This window comes from Kitasatospora papulosa (genome assembly GCF_000717245.1).
GTDB classification, from domain to species: domain Bacteria; phylum Actinomycetota; class Actinomycetes; order Streptomycetales; family Streptomycetaceae; genus Streptomyces; species Streptomyces papulosus.
Genome location: NZ_JNYQ01000010.1, coordinates 214,770 through 230,402, shown reverse-complemented (window position 1 = coordinate 230,402; position 15,633 = coordinate 214,770). Strand labels below are relative to the sequence as shown.

Below are 15,633 nucleotides of genomic sequence, written 5' to 3'. Positions count from 1 at the left end.
TGCCGGACGCGGTCCGCTCAGCGGTAGGGGCCTGCGGGGAACGGGGCGCCGCCGGACCGCCCGCCGTTGTTCCTTCCGCGCCACAGCACGACGGCCAGGGCGAGGAGGACGGCTCCGAGGCCGCCCGCCGAGGGGGCCAGCCACCCGGCGGGCTTCCCCTCCTCCTTCTCCGGGTCGGGGCCCGAACCGAAGTACCGCTTGCCGTAGGCCGCTTCGGCTGCCCGCGCGCCCAGGTCGTCGGAGCGTGGCTTCGCCCCTGCCGCTATGGCGGCGGCGGGGTCGACCAGTCCGTAGCCCCTGGCGTCGTCGCGGCCACCCTCGGGCGCGTTGCCGGCGGTGTCCGTGAGCAGGGTCTTGATCTGCGCGGGCGTAAGACCCGGGTGTGCGGCGCGTACGAGGGCGACGGCCCCGGAGACGTAGGCCGACGCGGCGGAGGTTCCCCACTCGATGTAGTAGTGCCCGTCGGGGTTGGGGACGACGATGTCGACCCCGGGCGCGCTGACGGTGGCGTACCAGCGCCGGGTGGAGAAGGCCGCGTGGGTGCCGTACCTGTCGACGGCGGCGGCGGCGATCACACCGGGGTAGGCGGCAGGGTAGGAGGCCCGGTCGCCCTTGTCCCCGCTGTTGCCGGCGGAGGCGACGACCGCCACGCCCTTGCCGAGCGCGTACTGCACGGCGGCGTCCTCACCCGGCTCCGGGTGGGCGGACTCGCTGTCGTCCCCCAGGGAGAGGTTGATGACGTCGGCACCGTGGTCGGTCGCCCAGCGGATGCCGTCGGCCAGCGCCGTCCCGCGTGACTCACGGGCCTTGGAGCGCGACGGGTCACCGGATTCGAGGATCACCCGCACGGGCAGGATCTTCGCCTCCGGGGCGACGCCGAGCACACCGTCGCCCCGCCCGGGGCCGTTCCCGCGGCCGGCGATGATGCCGGCCATGGCGGTGCCGTGCAGGGCCCAGGACCCGTCGCCGCGTTCGGCTCCGAAGCCGATGAGGTCCTTGCCCGGGAGCACCTGGCCGGCGAGGTCGGGGTGTTCGTCGTCGACGCCCGTGTCCAGGACCGCGACCGTGATGCCCTTGCCCCGGGTGGTCTGCCAGGCGGCGCCGGTGTGGAGGGCCTCCAGGCCCCACTGCTGGTCGCGGATGGCGTCCGCGTGGGCCGGGACGGCGGGCAGCAGCGCGAAGGCGGTGGCCGCGGTCACGGCGGCGAGCGCCCTGGACCGGCGGGGACGGGTCATTCCGGCTTCTCCGTGAGGTCGGTGACGGTCCTGCGCAGCGTGCGCTCCACCCGGTCGGCGATGCCCTTCGCCTCGTGGCCGAGCCCTGCCTGGGCGACGGCGTTCGTGGCGTCGGCGGCCATGGCCTCGGCCGCGGGCTGCGGTTCGGCGACCGCCCGGCCGTCGGCGAAGCCGGAGACGGCGAACACGACGACGGGCACCTCGGTCAGGACGTGCACCGTCCAACTGGCGCGCTGCTGCTCGCCGAAGCCCGCGGCGACGGTGCCCTCGGCCGGGTAGGTACGCGGCATGAGATCGGCCCGGGCGGCGAGGTGCTGGGTGGTGAACCGGGTGTCGAGCGCGCCCATCGCCTCGGCGTCGCCCTCGGTGAAGACCATGCCGACGGTGGTGACGCTGCTGCGGGTGGCGTCGGTGTAGGTGGCGCGCACGAGGCGTTCGCAGCCGACCGGCCGGAGCGTCTTGAGCAGCAGCGGGTCCAGGCCCGCCGCACAGCCGCCGTCAGCGGCGACGGCGACCCTGGTCCACACGCGGTCGGTGGCTCCCGGGCCCGCGCCGTCGCCCTTGAGGGTGCGCGGGAAGAGGGAGTCGACGGGCACGGTGTGCCAGGCGGAGCGGCCCACGGTGTACGCGCTGCCGGCACCCGGCTCGGCGGCGGAGTCACCGGTGAGCCATCTGCCGGTGACCGCGCCTCCGACCAGTCCGAGGCCGAGCACGGCGCAGACGGCCGCCGCCATCGTCCTGACGGGGTTCCCGGCCTTGACGGGGCGCAGCCGGGTGGTGGTCTCGACGGGGGTCTCGGCGGCGTACGGGTGGTACGCGTACGGCGGGGGCGGGGCGGCGCCCGGGCGCGGGGTGAGGTCCACGGCGCCGACGGGCCTGCGCCTGGTGGCGGGGGGCGGTGGCGGCGGCCCGGGGTGCCCGGCGGGCGGTGCGGCCGGTACGGGCGGTACGGGCCTGAGACGGGTGGTCGTTTCCACCGGCGGTTCGGGACGAGGGGCCGGTGGTCCGGTCTCGGGACGCCGGGCCGGTGGTCCGGGTTCCGAGGGCGGGCCGGGAGGTACGGATCCGGAGGGCGGGGCCGCGGGAACGGGGGCGCTGCCGGGTATGAGGGGCGGGCCGGCCGGTCGGGGCGGGACTGGAGCGCGTCGCGCTTCGGTACTCATCCGTCCCCCCTGGTCCACGTCCCCGCACCGCCCACGGACCGCCGTCCGCGCGGGCCCGCCGGTCGATCGTGTGACGGTCACTCTACGGGGTGGACGGGACCCCGTGGGGACGGGACGCGGGGTGCGGCACGATCTGCACCGAACGTCCCCTACCCAGTGGTACGGACGTCTGGCAAGCTGCGGCCATGACTGCCCGCGCCGCTGACCGGAGCCGCTACAACAGGGCCACCGCCCACCTCGACGCCCCGGTGGCCGTCGTCGACCTGGAGGCGTTCGACGCCAACGCCGCCGATCTGGTGCGCAGGGCGGGCGGAAAACCCGTCCGGGTGGCGAGCAAGTCGGTGCGCTGCCGAGCCCTGCTGGAGCGTGTGCTCGCGCGTCCGGGCTTCGCCGGGATCATGTCGTTCACCCTCGCCGAGTCGCTGTGGCTGGCCCGCGCCGGATTCGACGACGTGCTGCTGGCCTATCCGTCGGCCGACCGGTCCGCGTACGCCGAGCTGGCGGCGGATCCGAAGCCGGCCGCCGCGGTGACGGTGATGGTGGACGACCACGCGCAGCTGGAGTTCATCGACGCGGCGAGGGCCGGCGGCACCGAGGAGATCCGCGTCTGTCTGGAGCTGGACACCTCGCTGCGGATGCTCGGCGGCCGGATCAGGATCGGCGCGCTGCGCTCCCCGCTCCGCTCCCCCGCGCAACTGGCCGAGCTGGCCCGCTCGGTGGAGCGCCGACCGGGCTTCCGTCTGGTGGGGCTGATGGCGTACGAGGGGCATGTCGCCGGTGTGGGCGACTCGGTGGCCGGGCGGCCCTTCCGGTCCCGCGCGGTGCGGCTGATGCAGGCGGCGGCCCGCAGGGAGCTGGCGGTCCGGCGGGCGGAGGTCGTGCGGGCGGTCCGCGCGGTGGCACCCGGCCTGGAGTTCGTCAACGGGGGCGGCACCGGCAGCGTGCAGCACACCGCCGCGGAGGCCGCGGTGACCGAGATCGCGGCGGGATCCGGTCTCTTCGTACCGAGGCTGTTCGACAACTACACCTCCTTCACGGGGCGTCCGGCGGCGCTGTTCGCGCAGCCCGTGGTGCGGCGGCCGGGCGTGGGCGTGGTCACCGTGCTCGGCGGGGGGTATCCGGCGTCCGGGGCGGCGGGTCCCGACCGGCTCCCGGTGCCGTATCTGCCCGAGGGACTGCGCTACGACCCGCAGGAGGGCCCGGGGGAGGTGCAGACACCGCTGCTCGGTGCTCCGGCGGACGACCTGCTGATCGGCGACAAGGTGTGGTTCCGGCACGCCAAGGCCGGTGAGCTGTGCGAACGCTTCGACGAACTGCGGCTGATCGAGGGCGACCGGATCACCGCCACCGTCCCGACGTACCGCGGTGAGGGCCACGCCTTCCTGTAGGGCGCCGTCCAGCGGTGACGGTGCCGTCCGCACCGTCGCCGGTGCGGACGGCACGGCCGGGCCGGCGTCCGTGGTGGGGCGGCCGGCGCGGACCGCCCCGGTGAGCGTCAGTCGAGCGGTGTGACGTACGCCCCCGAGATCCCGCCGTCGACGAGGAAGTCGGTGGCGTTGACGAACGAGGAGTCGTCGCTCGCCAGGAAGGCGACCGCGGCCGCGATCTCCGTCGCCTCGGCGAACCGGCCGAGGGGGATGTGCACGAGCCTGCGGGCGGCGCGCTCCGGGTCCGTGGCGAACAGCTCCTGGAGCAGGGGGGTGTTGACCGGCCCGGGGCACAGGGCGTTGACCCGGATCCCCTCGCGGGCGAACTGCACCCCGAGTTCGCGGGACAGGGCGAGGACGCCGCCCTTGGAGGCGGTGTACGAGATCTGGGAGGTCGCGGCGCCCATCCGGGCCACGAAGGAGGCGGTGTTGATGATCGAGCCGCGGCCCTGGCGGCGCATGTAGGGAAGGGCGGCCTTGCAGCAGAGGTAGACGGAGGTGAGGTTGACGTCCTGGACGCGCTTCCACGCCTCCAGCCCGGTCGTGAGGATGGAGTCGTCCTCGGGCGGGGAGATACCGGCGTTGTTGAAGGCGATGTCGACGGAGCCGTAGGTCTCGTGCGCCGTCGCGAAGAGGGCCTCGACCTGGCCGGGGTCGGTGACGTCGACGCGGACGAAGGTACCGCCCGCCTCCTCGGAGGCCGCCCTGCCCGCGCTCTCGTCGATGTCCCCGCAGACGACATGGGCTCCTTCGGACGCCAGCCGGCGTGCGGTGGCGAGCCCGATGCCGCTGCCCGCCCCGGTGATGACGGCGGTGCGGCCGGTCAGGCGGCGGCAGATCGTGCCGGATTCGTCCGTCATGTGTTCAGGCCTCCGTGTCGATGAAGACGTTCTTGGTCTCGGTGAAGGCCGCCAGGGCGTCGGGCCCCAGTTCGCGGCCGAGTCCGGACTGCTTGTAGCCGCCGAACGGGGTCCCGTAGCGGACGGCGGAGTGGGAGTTGACCGAGAGGTTCCCGGCCCGGACCGCCCGGGAGACGCGCAGGGCGCGCCCCACGTCGCGGGTCCAGACCGAACCGGCCAGGCCGTGGTCGGTGGCGTCGGCCAGCCGGACGGCGTCCTCCTCGTCCTCGAAGGGCAGGACGACGGCGACGGGGCCGAAGACCTCCTGCGTGGCGACGGGAGCGTCGGGGGCGACACCGGTGAGGACGGTCGGGGGGAACCAGAAGCCGGCGCCGGTGGGCGCGCTGCCCCGGATGCCGTCGGCGCCGTCCGGGACGAACCCGCGGACGCGCTCCAGCTGGGCCAGGGAGATCAGCGGTCCCATCTGGGTCTTCTCGTCCGACGGGTCCCCCACGACGACCGAGGCGACGGCCGGGACGAGGAGTTCCAGGAAGCGGTCGTACACGGTCCGCTGGACCAGGATGCGGCTGCGGGCGCAGCAGTCCTGGCCCGCGTTGTCCAGGAAGGACATCGGCGCGGCGGCCGCGGCGGTCTCGATGTCGGCGTCGGCGAAGACGATGTTGGGGCTCTTGCCGCCGAGTTCGAGGGTCAGCCGCTTCACCCGGTCCGCGCACCCGGCCATGATCTCCTTGCCGACGCGGGTGGAGCCGGTGAAGACGATCTTGGCCACGCCCGGATGCTCGACCAAGGCCCTGCCGGCCACGTCACCCGCGCCGGGCAGCACCTGGAAGAGATGCTCGGGCAGGCCCGCCTCCAGGGCGAGCCGGGCCAGGTACTGGGCGGTCAGCGGGGTGGTCTCGGCCGGTTTCAGGAGGACCGCGTTGCCGGCCGCGAGGGCGGGGGCGACGCCCCAGGCGGCGATCGGCATGGGGAAGTTCCACGGGGCGATCACTCCGACGACGCCCAGCGGTTCGAGGAACGTGATGTCGATCCCGCCCGGTACCGGGATCTGGCGTCCCGTCAGCCGTTCCACTCCCCCGGCCGCGTAGTCGAGCAGGTCCCGGACGTTGGCGGCCTCCCAGCGGGCGTTGCCCAGGGTGTGTCCCGCTTCCGTGACCTCCAGTCGGGCCAGCCGTTCCCGGTGGTCGTCGACGAGGACGGCGAAGCGGCGCAGCAGCCGGGCGCGGTCCGCGGGTGCCAGGGCGGCCCAGGTGCGCTGGGCCTGGGCGGCCCTGGTGACTGCGGTGGACACCTCCGCGGCGGAGGTGGCGGGGACGGTGGCGACGAGTTCCTCCGTCGCCGGGTTCAGTACGCGGTGCTCGTGGATCACGGGGTTCCTCACAGGCGTTCGAAGGAGCGGCGGAGCTCCCAGTCGGTCACCGCTGCGTCGAAGGCCTCCAGTTCGACGCGCGCCATGTTGCGGTAGTGCGCGACGACGTCGTCGCCGAAGGCCTCCCGGGCCACCTGGCTGTCCTCCCAGAGGGCGGCGGCCTCACGGAGCGAGGTGGGGACCTGGTCGTACCGGGCGGTGTAGGCGTTCCCCTCGCAGGCGTCGGGGAGTTCCAGTCCGTGCTCGATGCCGTGCAGTCCTGCGGCGACGAGGCCGGCGACCGCGAGGTAGGGGTTGACGTCGCCGCCGGGCAGCCGGTTCTCGAAGCGCATCGAACGGCCGTGTCCCACGACGCGCAGGGCGCAGGTGCGGTTGTCGTGGCCCCAGGCGACGGCGGTGGGGGCGAAGGAGCCGGGCTGGAAGCGCTTGTAGGAGTTGATGTTGGGGGCGTACAGCAGGGAGAAGTCGCGCAGCGCGGCGAGCTGGCCGGCGAGGAAGTGCCGCATCACCGGGGACATGGCACCGTCCTCGCCCGCCATGACGCTGCGCCCGTCGGTGTCCTGGAGCGAGAGGTGGATATGGCAGGAGTTGCCCTCGCGCTCGTTGAACTTGGCCATGAAGGTGAGCGCGACACCCTCCTGGGCGGCGATCTCCTTGGAGCCGGTCTTGTAGACGGCGTGCTGGTCGCAGGTGACGAGCGCCTCGTCGTAGCGGAAGACGATCTCGTGCTGGCCGGGGTTGCACTCGCCCTTGGCGGACTCGACGGTGAGCCCGGCGGCCGCCATCTCGTTGCGGATGCGGCGCAGCAGCGGTTCCACGCGGCCGGTGCCGAGGACCGAGTAGTCGATGTTGTACTGGTTCGCCGGGGTGAGGCCGCGGTAGGCACGGTCCCAGGCCTGCTCGTAGGTGTCCTTGAAGACGATGAACTCGAGTTCCGTGCCGACGTGGGCGGTCAGCCCGTGTGCGGCGAGCCGCTCCAGCTGCCGCCTCAGGATCTGGCGGGGCGCGGCGGCGACCGGGGAGCCGTCCTCCCAGGAGAGGTCGGCCATGACCAGGGCGGTCCCCTCGTGCCAGGGGATCGGGCGCAGGGTCGTCAGGTCGGGGCGCATCGCGAAGTCCCCGTAGCCGTTGGACCAGGAGGACATCGCGAAGCCGTCGACGGTGTTCATGTCCGTGTCGACGGCCAGCAGGTAGTTGCAGCCCTCCGTGCCGTGCTCCAGCACCTCGTCGAGGAAGAAGGAGGCGGCGAACCGCTTGCCCTGGAGCCTGCCCTGCATGTCGGGGAAGGCGAGGACCACGGTGTCGATCTCACCGCGCTCCACGCGCACGCGCAGCTCGTCGGTCCCCAGCGGGGGTGTTCGGTCTGCCACGGGATACTCCTCGTTCGGTCAGCCGGTCGGTCTAAGGTATGGGAGAGAACCATTGGGAGGAAGGGAATCAGGACGTGGCGGATGAAACCGGGGACCCCGGGGACCCGGGCCTGCTGCTGTCCGCGCTGCGGCCGGTCCGTGCGGGCAACGGCTTCGAGGAGGCGCTGGAGCAGATCCTCCAGGTGGTCCGGCTGGGTCTGGTGCCCGGCGGCGGGCGGCTGCCGGCCGAGCGCGAGCTGGCCGGTCTCCTCGGCATCAGCCGCGTGACCCTGCGCGAGGTGCTGAAGGTGCTCCAGGACCAGGGCCTGATCGAGGCGAGGCGGGGCCGGTACGGCGGAACGTTCGTGCTCGGCCGCACCGGACCGGCCGACGGGGACGAGCTGCGCCGCCGGGTGGCGGACGTGGACCTCGAGGACGTCCTGCTGTTCCGCGAGGTGCTGGAGTCGGGGGCGGCCGGGCTCTGCGCGTCGCGTGGCCTCGACGACGAGGGGGCGGAGCGGTTGCGCGGTGCTCTGGCGGCGACACACGAGGCACCTCTGCCCGACTACCGCAGGATCGACACCCTTTTCCATCTGACGCTCGCCGAGCTCTCCGGTTCGCCCTCCCTCTCCGCCCGTTACGCGACCGTGCGGGCGAGCGTGAACGACCTCCTGGACTGCATCCCCCTGCTCGTCCGGAACCTCGAACACTCGCAGCATCAGCACACGGTCCTCGTCGAAGCGGTGCTCGACGGCGACGAGGAGGCGGCGCGGGCGGTGATGCGCGAGCACTGCGCGGGAACGGCCGCGCTGCTCCGCGGCTTCCTGGCTTGATCCAGCCTTTCCGGATCACTCCTCTTGCGCGGCGGCCCGGTACGAACAAAGGTATATCGCAACACCATTGCACCGGGCCGGCCCGCAGACCGGCCGCCGGAGGGACCGCACCATGCACGAACCGCTCATCGGCGTCACGACCTATCTGGAGCCGGCGGCTCGCTGGGGCGTCTGGGAACTCCCCGCGGCGGTGCTCCCCTCCGCCTACCCCCAGCTGGTCCAGCGCTCCGGCGGGACGGCCGCGCTGCTGCCACCGGACGATCCGGCGAAGGCGGCGGCGGTCGTGGCCCGGATGGACGGCCTCGTGATCGCGGGCGGCGCCGACGTCGACCCCGGACTGTACGGCGCGGAGCGCGACTTCAGGACGGGACCGCCGGCGCACGAACGCGACACCTGGGAAGTGGCCCTGCTCCGCGCCGCCCGCGCGGCCGGGACCCCGGTGCTCGGGATCTGCCGGGGCATGCAGCTGCTCAACGTGGCGATGGGCGGCACCCTGACCCAGCATCTGGACGGCCACGCGGGCCCGTTCGGGAAGACCGGCATCCTCGGCGAGCACACCGTGACGCCCGTGCCGGGGACGCTGTACGCCTCACTCGTGGACGAGGAGGCGTCCGTACCCACGTACCACCACCAGGCCGTGGACCGGCTGGCGCCGGGGCTGGTGGCCTCCGCGCACGCGGCGGACGGCACCGTCGAGGCGGTCGAACTGCCGGGGGCCCAGTGGGTGCTCGGGGTGCAGTGGCACCCGGAGATGGGGGACGACCTCCGCATCATGCGGGCCCTGGTGGCCGCGGCCCGGCGCGGAGCCGTCGTCCCGTCGGCCTGAGGGGCGCGGGAGCGGGGCGTCGGGGGCACCCCGGTCGTCAGGCCCCCGTCTCACGGGCCGTCAGGGAGAGCAGGTCGCGAGCAGGGCCCGTGGGCCGGTGGCCGGCGGGCCAGACCGCGCGCAGCTGACGGCGCAGCCGGACGCCCGCGACCGGGACCTTGACCAGACGCCGCGCGGAGAGTTCCTCGCCCAGGGCGAGTTCGCTCAGCACGCAGGGTCCGGCGCCGCTCCCGGCGGCCCCCTTCACCGCGGTGGTGGAGGAGAGTTCGAGCAGCGGGCGGGCCAGTCCGCCGTGCACGGCGAGTGCCGCGTCCAGGATCTGGCGGGTTCCCGAGCCGTGTTCGCGGAGGATCAGCGGGGCTTCTGCCAGTTCCCCGGGGGTGAGCCGTTCCCGGCGCGCCCACGAGTGGGAGGGGGCGACCACGACGACGAGCCGGTCGTGCGCGATGACGGTGCCGTCGAGCCCCTCCGGTGTCGAGAGGCCTTCGACGAAGCCCAGATCCGCCTCACCGGCCAGCAGCCGCAGGGCGACCGCCGCCGAGTTGCCCGCGAGCAGGGAGACCGCGGTCCCCGGACGCTCGGCCCGCAGCGCGATCAGCCAGCCGGGCAGCAGGTACTCCGCGATGGTCATGCTGGCCGCCACCCGGAGCCGGGAGTCCCGCCGGTCCCGGAGCGCCTGCGCCCCCGCGTCGAACGCCTCGGCCGCCTCGACGACCCGGCGCGCCCAGTCGGTGACGAGGGCGCCCGCGTCCGTCAGCCTCGATCCGCGCGGCGAGCGGTCCAGGAGCGCGACGCCGAGCTGCCGCTCCATCGACCGGATGCGGCCGGAGGCGGCGGGCTGGCTGATGCCGACCTCCTTCGCCGCCCTGCCCAGGCTCCCGTGCCGTGCGACGGCGAGCAGCAGCACCATGGCCCCCAGGTCGGGCACACGGTGGGTCAGGGAGGAGCGCGGGGGCACGGGGCTGGACATAACTCCAGCCTATGACCTCATAGCCCGGCGCTCCCTGGTGGGCGCCGGCCCGCCCGCCGAGAATCGTGGCATGGCCATCTTTCTGCGGAACCGGACCGGGACCCCCGTGTCCCACTCCCTCGCTCCCCGGCTCCCGTCCCTGCGCCACCTCGGCCCCAACTGGTACGCGACGGTCATGGGCACGGCGATCGTGGCCACGGCCGGTGCCGCGCTGCCCGTCGACGTGCCGGGGCTGCGGGCCGGCTGCGTGGTGGTGTGGGCCCTGTCGGCGGTGCTGCTGGCCGTGGTGGCGACGGCGCGGGCCGGGCACTGGATCCTGCACCGGGACCAGGCCCGCGCCCATCTCCTGGATCCGGCCGTCGCCCCGTTCCACGGATGCATGTCCATGGCCCTGCTCGCCGTCGGCGCCGGCACGCTGGTGGTCGGCCGGGACGTCCTCGGGCGTCCGGCGGCCGTCGCGGTGGACGCGCTGCTGTTCACGGCGGGCACGGTCGCGGGCCTCGCGGCCGCCGTGGCGATCCCCTTCCTCATGGTCGTACGCCACCGTCTCGCGCCGGGCAGCGCGTCGCCGGTGTGGCTGCTGCCGCTGGTGGCCCCGATGGTCTCGGCCGCGGTCGGACCGCTGCTCGTCCCCGAGCTGGCTCCCGGCCAGGGACGCGAGGCGCTGCTGCTCGCCTGTTACGCGATGTTCGGGCTGTCCCTGCTGGCGACCCTGGTGGTACTCCCGCTGATCTTCGCCCGGCTGGTCCACGAAGGTCCCCTGCCGCTCGCGCTGACCCCGACGCTGTTCCTGGTGCTCGGTCCGCTGGGCCAGTCCACGACGGCGGTCAACCAGCTGGCCGATGTGGCGCCGGGCGCGGTCCCCGCTCCGTACGCCTCGGCCTTCGGCGCCTTCGCGGTGCTGTACGGGGTGCCGGTGATGGGGTTCGCCCTGCTCTGGCTGGCCCTCTCCGCCGCGATGGTGGTCCGCGCGCTGCGCAGGGGCATGGGGTTCACGATGACCTGGTGGGGATTCACCTTCCCGGTCGGTACGTGTGTCACCGGCGCGGCGGGGCTGGCCCGGCACACCGGGCTGGACGCGTTCGGCTGGCTGGCCGTGGCGCTCTACGTCCTGCTGCTGACCGCCTGGGCCGTCGCCGGCGTGCGGACGCTGGGCGGCCTGTTCGGCGGAACGCTGCCGGCGGCGCCCCGGCCGCTCCGGCAGGCTCCCGCCCCTGCCGCCTGAACCGCGCCGGCTCGGGACCGGAGGCGTCCCGCTCGTCCGGGACGTGCCGGACAGCCGCCGGGACTCCTCCGTCAGCGGCGCGCGTCGTACGTCGCGTCGATGTGCTCGGCGACCGAGACGACCAGCAGCCGGGTACCCGGCACGGTCGCCCGCCACCGGTGCCGGACCCCGCCCGAGAGGAAGAGGGTGTCACCCCTGCCCAGCCGGTGGGCCCGCCCTTCGGCCTCGACCTCGACCGCGCCCTCCACGACGTACATCACCTCGTCGTTGCGGTGCTGGAACTCGCGTCCGAGGTCCGGCTCGCCGATGAACTCGAGCGCGCTGAGCTGGTGCCGCCCGCGCACCAGCCGGCGCACGCCGTCCTCGTCGCCCGCGCGCACGACGTCCACGGCGCGCGCCGAGTCCGCGGCGGCCCGCAGCCGCTCGGTCGTGGTCTCCAGCGCCTGCGCCACCCGGTCCAGGGACCGGGGGCTGGGTCTGGCACGTTCGTTCTCGATCTGGCTGAGGAACGGCACGGACAGTCCGCTCCTCCCGGCCACCGCGGCCAGGGTGAGTCCGAGGGTCCTGCGGCGTCGGCGGACCGCGGCACCCACTCGAAGGGCTTCCTTGTCGTCCATGTCCGGCTCCCTCCCCGGTTCGCCATCCTGCCGGTTGCCAGCACCCTACGCATGTCGTTCGCGTGATGGAGGGGAAGCCGGCGGACGAGGACGGACGGGAAACCTTCGGGGACTCCCTCAGACAAGCCTGAAGGGGACGGCCCCGGTTCGCTACCGGGGCCGTCCCCTTCGTCGTGTCCGGTCCGTGGACCGGGCGGGTCAGCTGACGGGCGCCAGCTTCGCGACCACGTCCGGGTTGGCGTTCATCCAGCGGCGGGCGGACTCCTTCTCCTTGCCGGCGCCGCCCTTCTGGAGCTCCACCTCCAGCGAGGCCAGCTGCGCCTCACTGAGCTTGCAGCATCGACGAGGTGCTGGAGGAGACGACCTTGTACTCGCCCTCCAGGCCGTACTCCTTGAGCACCTTCTTGTTGAGGGTGCCCATCATCCCGGCGCTCGACTCGATGCCGATGATCTTGCCCTTGAACTTCTTGCCCTGGCCCTTGAGGTCCTCGAGCGAGTCGATGCCCTTGACGTACGAGGGGACGCTCAGCTCCAGCGAGGTGGGGCCGTACCAGGAACCGAGATCGGTGAGGTTGTCCTTGTACCGGTCCCAGTAGTCCTTGTGCGTCGTCGGCAGCCAGGAGTCGAACTGGACGTCGAGCTGGCCCTGCGCGAGACCCGTGTAGAGCGGACCCGGGTCGAGCTGCTTGACCGTCGTCTTGTATCCCCGGTCCTCCAGCATGTTCTGCCAGAGGTAGGTGGAGGCGATGGCCTCGTCCCAAGGGAAGTAGCCCATGTTGACGGTCTTGCCCGCGTCCTTGCCCTGCTGCGAGCCGCCCGCGCCACCCGGCACCGGGGCCAGCTTGTCGACGAGACCGTCGTTCTTCTTCAGCCAGGCGCGGACGCCGTCCTGCTCCTTGCCCTGGCCGGCGTTCTGGATCTCGTTCTCGAGGCTGCAGCATCGACGAGGTGCTGGAGGAGACGACCTTGTACTCGCCCTCCAGGCCGTACTCCTTGAGCACCTTCTTGTTGAGGGTGCCCATCATCCCGGCGCTGGCCTCGATGCCGATGATCTTGCCGTCGAACTTCTTGCCCTGGCCCTTGAGGTCCTCGAGCGAGTCGATGCCCTTGACGTACGAGGGGACCGTCAGCTCCAGGGACGTCGGGCCGTACCAGGCGCCCATGTCGTCCAGCTGGTCGCTGTACTTGTCCCAGTAGTCCTTGTGCGTGGTGGGCAGCCAGGAGTCCGTCTGGAAGTCGATGTCACCGCGGGCGACACCGGAGTAGAGCGGACCGGCGTCGAGCTGGGTGATCCCGGTCTCGTAGCCGCGCTGCTCCAGGATCTCCTTCCACAGGAACGTGGAGGCGATGCCCTCGTCCCAGGGGATGTAGCCCATGTTGATCTTCTGGCCCTGGCCGACGTCCGAGGCGTCCGCCTGCGAGCCCTTCGCGTCGGAGGAGCCGGCGATGTTGAGGCCGCCCGCGACGAGCGCGAGGACGACGACACCGGTCATGGCGACGGCGGTTCCCGGCTTGTAGTGCGTGAACTTCAGCCGTCGCGCACCGGCGGCGACCTTGGCGGCGGCACGGCGGCCGAGCGGGGAGACCCGCTCGTTGAGCGCACCGGTCATCCGGTCCAGGTACATGGCCAGGATGACGACGGCGATCCCGCTCTCGGCGGCGAGGCCGACCTGGAGCTGGGTGATCGCGGCGTACACCTTCTCGCCGAGGCCGCCCGCGCCGGCCATGCCGCCGATGACGACCATCGACAGGGCCAGCATGATGACCTGGTTGATACCGGCCATGATCGTCGGCAGGGCGAGCGGGAGCTGCACCCGGGTGAGCGTGTGCTTGGGCGAGGTGCCGAAGGCCTCGGCCGCCTCGACCAGCTCGCTGTCGACCTGGCGGATGCCCAGCTCGGTCATACGGACGCCGGGCGGCATCGCGAAGACGATGGTGGCGATCACGCCGGGGGTGACACCCACGCCGAAGAACATGACGCCGGGGATCAGGTAGACGAAGGCGGGCATCGTCTGCATGACGTCGAGCACCGGCCGCAGCGCGGAGCTGACCCGGCTGTTGCGCGCCGCCCAGATACCGGTGGGGACCGCGATCACGATGGTGATGACCGCTGCCACGACCACCAGCGAGAGGGTGGCCATCGCCTCGTCCCAGAGGGCGAGGGAGTCGATGAGCGCGAAGCCCACGAAGGTGGCCACGGCGGGGATCACACCGCGCAGCCAGAAGGCGATGACGGCGAAGATGCCGGCCATCAACAGCGGCTCACCGCCGCCGAGCACGGCGTTGACGCCGTCGTACATGCCGCCGAGGACGGTCTTGATGAAGTCGAAGATCCAGGTGAGGTTCGACTGGAGCCAGTCGACCGCGTCCTCGACCCAGCTGCCGAAGGAGAGCCTAGGCACCGGCGATCACCTTCTTGGCCTCGTCCCGGGGGGCCGGCACCTGGGTGTCGGGCCGGGGGTCCTCCTGTGGCTCCACCTGCGGTTCCTCGCCGAGGGCCGCGAGCAGCCTCTCGCGCGGGACGACGCCGATGACGTCGCCCTCCTCACCGGTGACGGCGACGGCCGCCCCGCTGGTGGAGAAGGGGGTGAAGAGCTCGGCTATGGGGGTCTCCGACGTCACGGTCGCCGGGGCCTCGGCCAGCAGGTCCTCGTCGGAGCGGCCCGTCTCGGGCGCCTCCATGATGGAACCCGCGGTGAGCACCCGGGAGCGGTCGACGTCCTGGATGAAGGACGCGACGTAGTCGTTGGAGGGCCGGACGAGGATGTCCTCGGCGGTGCCCTGCTGCACGATCTCGCCGTCCCGCATCACGGCGATGCGGTCACCGAGGCGCATGGCCTCGTTGAGGTCGTGGGTGATGAAGACGATCGTCTTCTTCAGACGCTTCTGCAGTTCGAGGAGCTGGTCCTGCATGTCACGGCGGATCAGCGGGTCGAGCGCGCTGAAGGACTCGTCCATGAGCAGCAGGTCGGCGTCGGTGGCCAGCGCGCGGGCCAGACCCACGCGCTGCTGCATTCCGCCGGACAGCTCGTCGGGCCAGGACTTCTCCCAGCCCGCGAGTCCGGTCAGCTCCAGCGCCTCGGCGGCACGCGCCTCGCGCTCAGCGCGCGGGACGCCCTGGACCTCCAGGCCGTACGCCGCGTTCTCGAGCACGCTGCGGTGCGGGAAGAGGGCGAAGTGCTGGAAGACCATGCTGATCTTGTTGGAGCGGACGCTGCGCAGGTCACGGGGGCTCAGGGCGGTCAGGTCCTGCCCGTCGAACAGCACACGGCCGGCCGTGGGCTCCAGCAGCCCGTTGAGCATCCGGAGCAAGGTGGACTTCCCGGAACCGGAGAGTCCCATGACGACGAAGATCTGGCCCGGTTCCACGGTGAACGAGGCGTCGATCACCGCTGCGGTCGTTCCGTCGGCGCGCAGCTCGTCGCGGTGGGTACCGCCCTCGAGCTTCCGCACGGCTTGATCGGGTCGTCTGCCGAACACTTTGTACAAGTGCTCGGCTTGCAGCCTGGACACATACACCTCACGCGTTGAACCGAAAACGGTCTGCCACCCCCTTCGGCAGACCGTGGAGCGGTGCGGATTCGGTCCGCAGAGCACGTACCACTGGTTGAAAAATGGACGTGGTCCGCTCCGGTGCCGCGCCTGCCCCCACTTACACGACCCAAACACATGTGTGATCCAGGTCACCCGGAAACCCGCCGGATCCGGGAACCGCGCACTCGCCCCGGGCGCCGTGTCGGTGGGGTGCGGCATGATCGG

The 15,633-nt window shown here is 72.6% G+C and carries 12 protein-coding genes and 1 pseudogene; 4 read left to right on the top strand and 9 right to left on the bottom strand.

Going from position 1 to position 15,633, the window contains the following annotated elements:
* Window positions 1–17: 17 nt before the first annotated feature.
* Together mycP and IA22_RS0124535 are read right to left on the bottom strand one after the other, a co-directional pair.
* The gene (gene mycP / locus IA22_RS0124540) at window positions 18–1,235 is read right to left on the bottom strand and encodes a type VII secretion-associated serine protease mycosin (RefSeq protein WP_030124850.1); all 1,218 of its coding nucleotides are present in this window, start codon (window positions 1,233–1,235) and stop codon (window positions 18–20) included.
* Entirely contained in the window at window positions 1,232–2,098 is an 867-nt protein-coding gene (locus IA22_RS0124535; RefSeq protein WP_014157239.1) for a hypothetical protein, read from the bottom strand. The genes mycP and IA22_RS0124535 overlap by 4 nt, the downstream gene beginning before the upstream one ends.
* A gap of 485 nt (window positions 2,099–2,583) precedes the next feature.
* Between IA22_RS0124535 and IA22_RS0124530 the strand changes: the two genes are divergently transcribed.
* Entirely contained in the window at window positions 2,584–3,786 is a 1,203-nt protein-coding gene (locus IA22_RS0124530; RefSeq protein WP_030124849.1) for an amino acid deaminase/aldolase, read from the top strand.
* Between the two features lie 107 nt (window positions 3,787–3,893).
* On the opposite strand, the gene IA22_RS0124525 is transcribed toward IA22_RS0124530, so the two are convergent.
* Genes IA22_RS0124525 through IA22_RS0124515 form a run of 3 tightly spaced genes read right to left on the bottom strand, consistent with a single transcriptional unit; the run spans window position 3,894 to window position 7,424 of the window.
* Window positions 3,894–4,685, bottom strand: a complete 792-nt coding sequence (locus IA22_RS0124525) for a 3-oxoacyl-ACP reductase (protein ID WP_015576477.1) — start codon at window positions 4,683–4,685, stop codon at window positions 3,894–3,896.
* 4 nt (window positions 4,686–4,689) lie between these two features.
* On the bottom strand, window positions 4,690–6,054 hold the full coding sequence (locus tag IA22_RS0124520) for an aldehyde dehydrogenase family protein (RefSeq protein WP_014157236.1): 1,365 nt from the start codon (window positions 6,052–6,054) through the stop codon (window positions 4,690–4,692).
* An 8-nt stretch (window positions 6,055–6,062) separates the two neighbouring features.
* Complete coding sequence (locus IA22_RS0124515; RefSeq protein ID WP_014157235.1) at window positions 6,063–7,424, bottom strand: glutamine synthetase family protein; 1,362 nt, start codon at window positions 7,422–7,424, stop codon at window positions 6,063–6,065.
* 38 nt (window positions 7,425–7,462) lie between these two features.
* Here IA22_RS0124515 and IA22_RS0124510 point away from each other — a divergent pair, with 38 nt between their 5' ends.
* Window positions 7,463–8,236 (top strand): FadR/GntR family transcriptional regulator, encoded by a 774-nt coding sequence (locus IA22_RS0124510; RefSeq protein WP_014157234.1) that lies wholly within the window; start codon window positions 7,463–7,465, stop codon window positions 8,234–8,236.
* Window positions 8,237–8,348: 112 nt separating this feature from the next.
* Entirely contained in the window at window positions 8,349–9,062 is a 714-nt protein-coding gene (locus tag IA22_RS0124505) for a gamma-glutamyl-gamma-aminobutyrate hydrolase family protein (RefSeq protein ID WP_014157233.1), read from the top strand.
* A 37-nt stretch (window positions 9,063–9,099) separates the two neighbouring features.
* Here the strand turns inward: IA22_RS0124505 and IA22_RS0124500 are convergent, their stop codons facing one another.
* Window positions 9,100–10,032: a LysR family transcriptional regulator gene (locus IA22_RS0124500; RefSeq protein ID WP_030124847.1), complete on the bottom strand. Its 933-nt coding sequence runs from the start codon at window positions 10,030–10,032 to the stop codon at window positions 9,100–9,102.
* A 70-nt stretch (window positions 10,033–10,102) separates the two neighbouring features.
* On the opposite strand from IA22_RS0124500, the gene IA22_RS0124495 reads away from it, so the two are divergent.
* A complete protein-coding gene (locus IA22_RS0124495; protein ID WP_014157231.1) occupies window positions 10,103–11,257 on the top strand; it encodes a TDT family transporter in 1,155 nt (384 codons plus the stop codon).
* 71 nt (window positions 11,258–11,328) lie between these two features.
* Here IA22_RS0124495 and IA22_RS0124490 read toward each other — a convergent pair whose 3' ends face one another.
* The 3 genes and pseudogenes from IA22_RS0124490 to IA22_RS0124480 all read right to left on the bottom strand — a co-directional run bounded on the left by IA22_RS0124490 (window position 11,329) and on the right by IA22_RS0124480 (window position 15,387).
* Window positions 11,329–11,874 carry a helix-turn-helix domain-containing protein gene (locus IA22_RS0124490; protein ID WP_014157230.1) on the bottom strand — a complete coding sequence of 182 codons (546 nt, stop codon included), beginning with the start codon at window positions 11,872–11,874 and terminating at the stop codon, window positions 11,329–11,331.
* A gap of 198 nt (window positions 11,875–12,072) precedes the next feature.
* Window positions 12,073–14,276 (bottom strand): annotated as a pseudogene (locus tag IA22_RS35380) (glycine betaine ABC transporter substrate-binding protein).
* Complete coding sequence (locus tag IA22_RS0124480; protein WP_030124845.1) at window positions 14,269–15,387, bottom strand: quaternary amine ABC transporter ATP-binding protein; 1,119 nt, start codon at window positions 15,385–15,387, stop codon at window positions 14,269–14,271. The pseudogene IA22_RS35380 and the gene IA22_RS0124480 overlap by 8 nt, the downstream one beginning before the upstream one ends.
* Window positions 15,388–15,633: the final 246 nt, after the last annotated feature.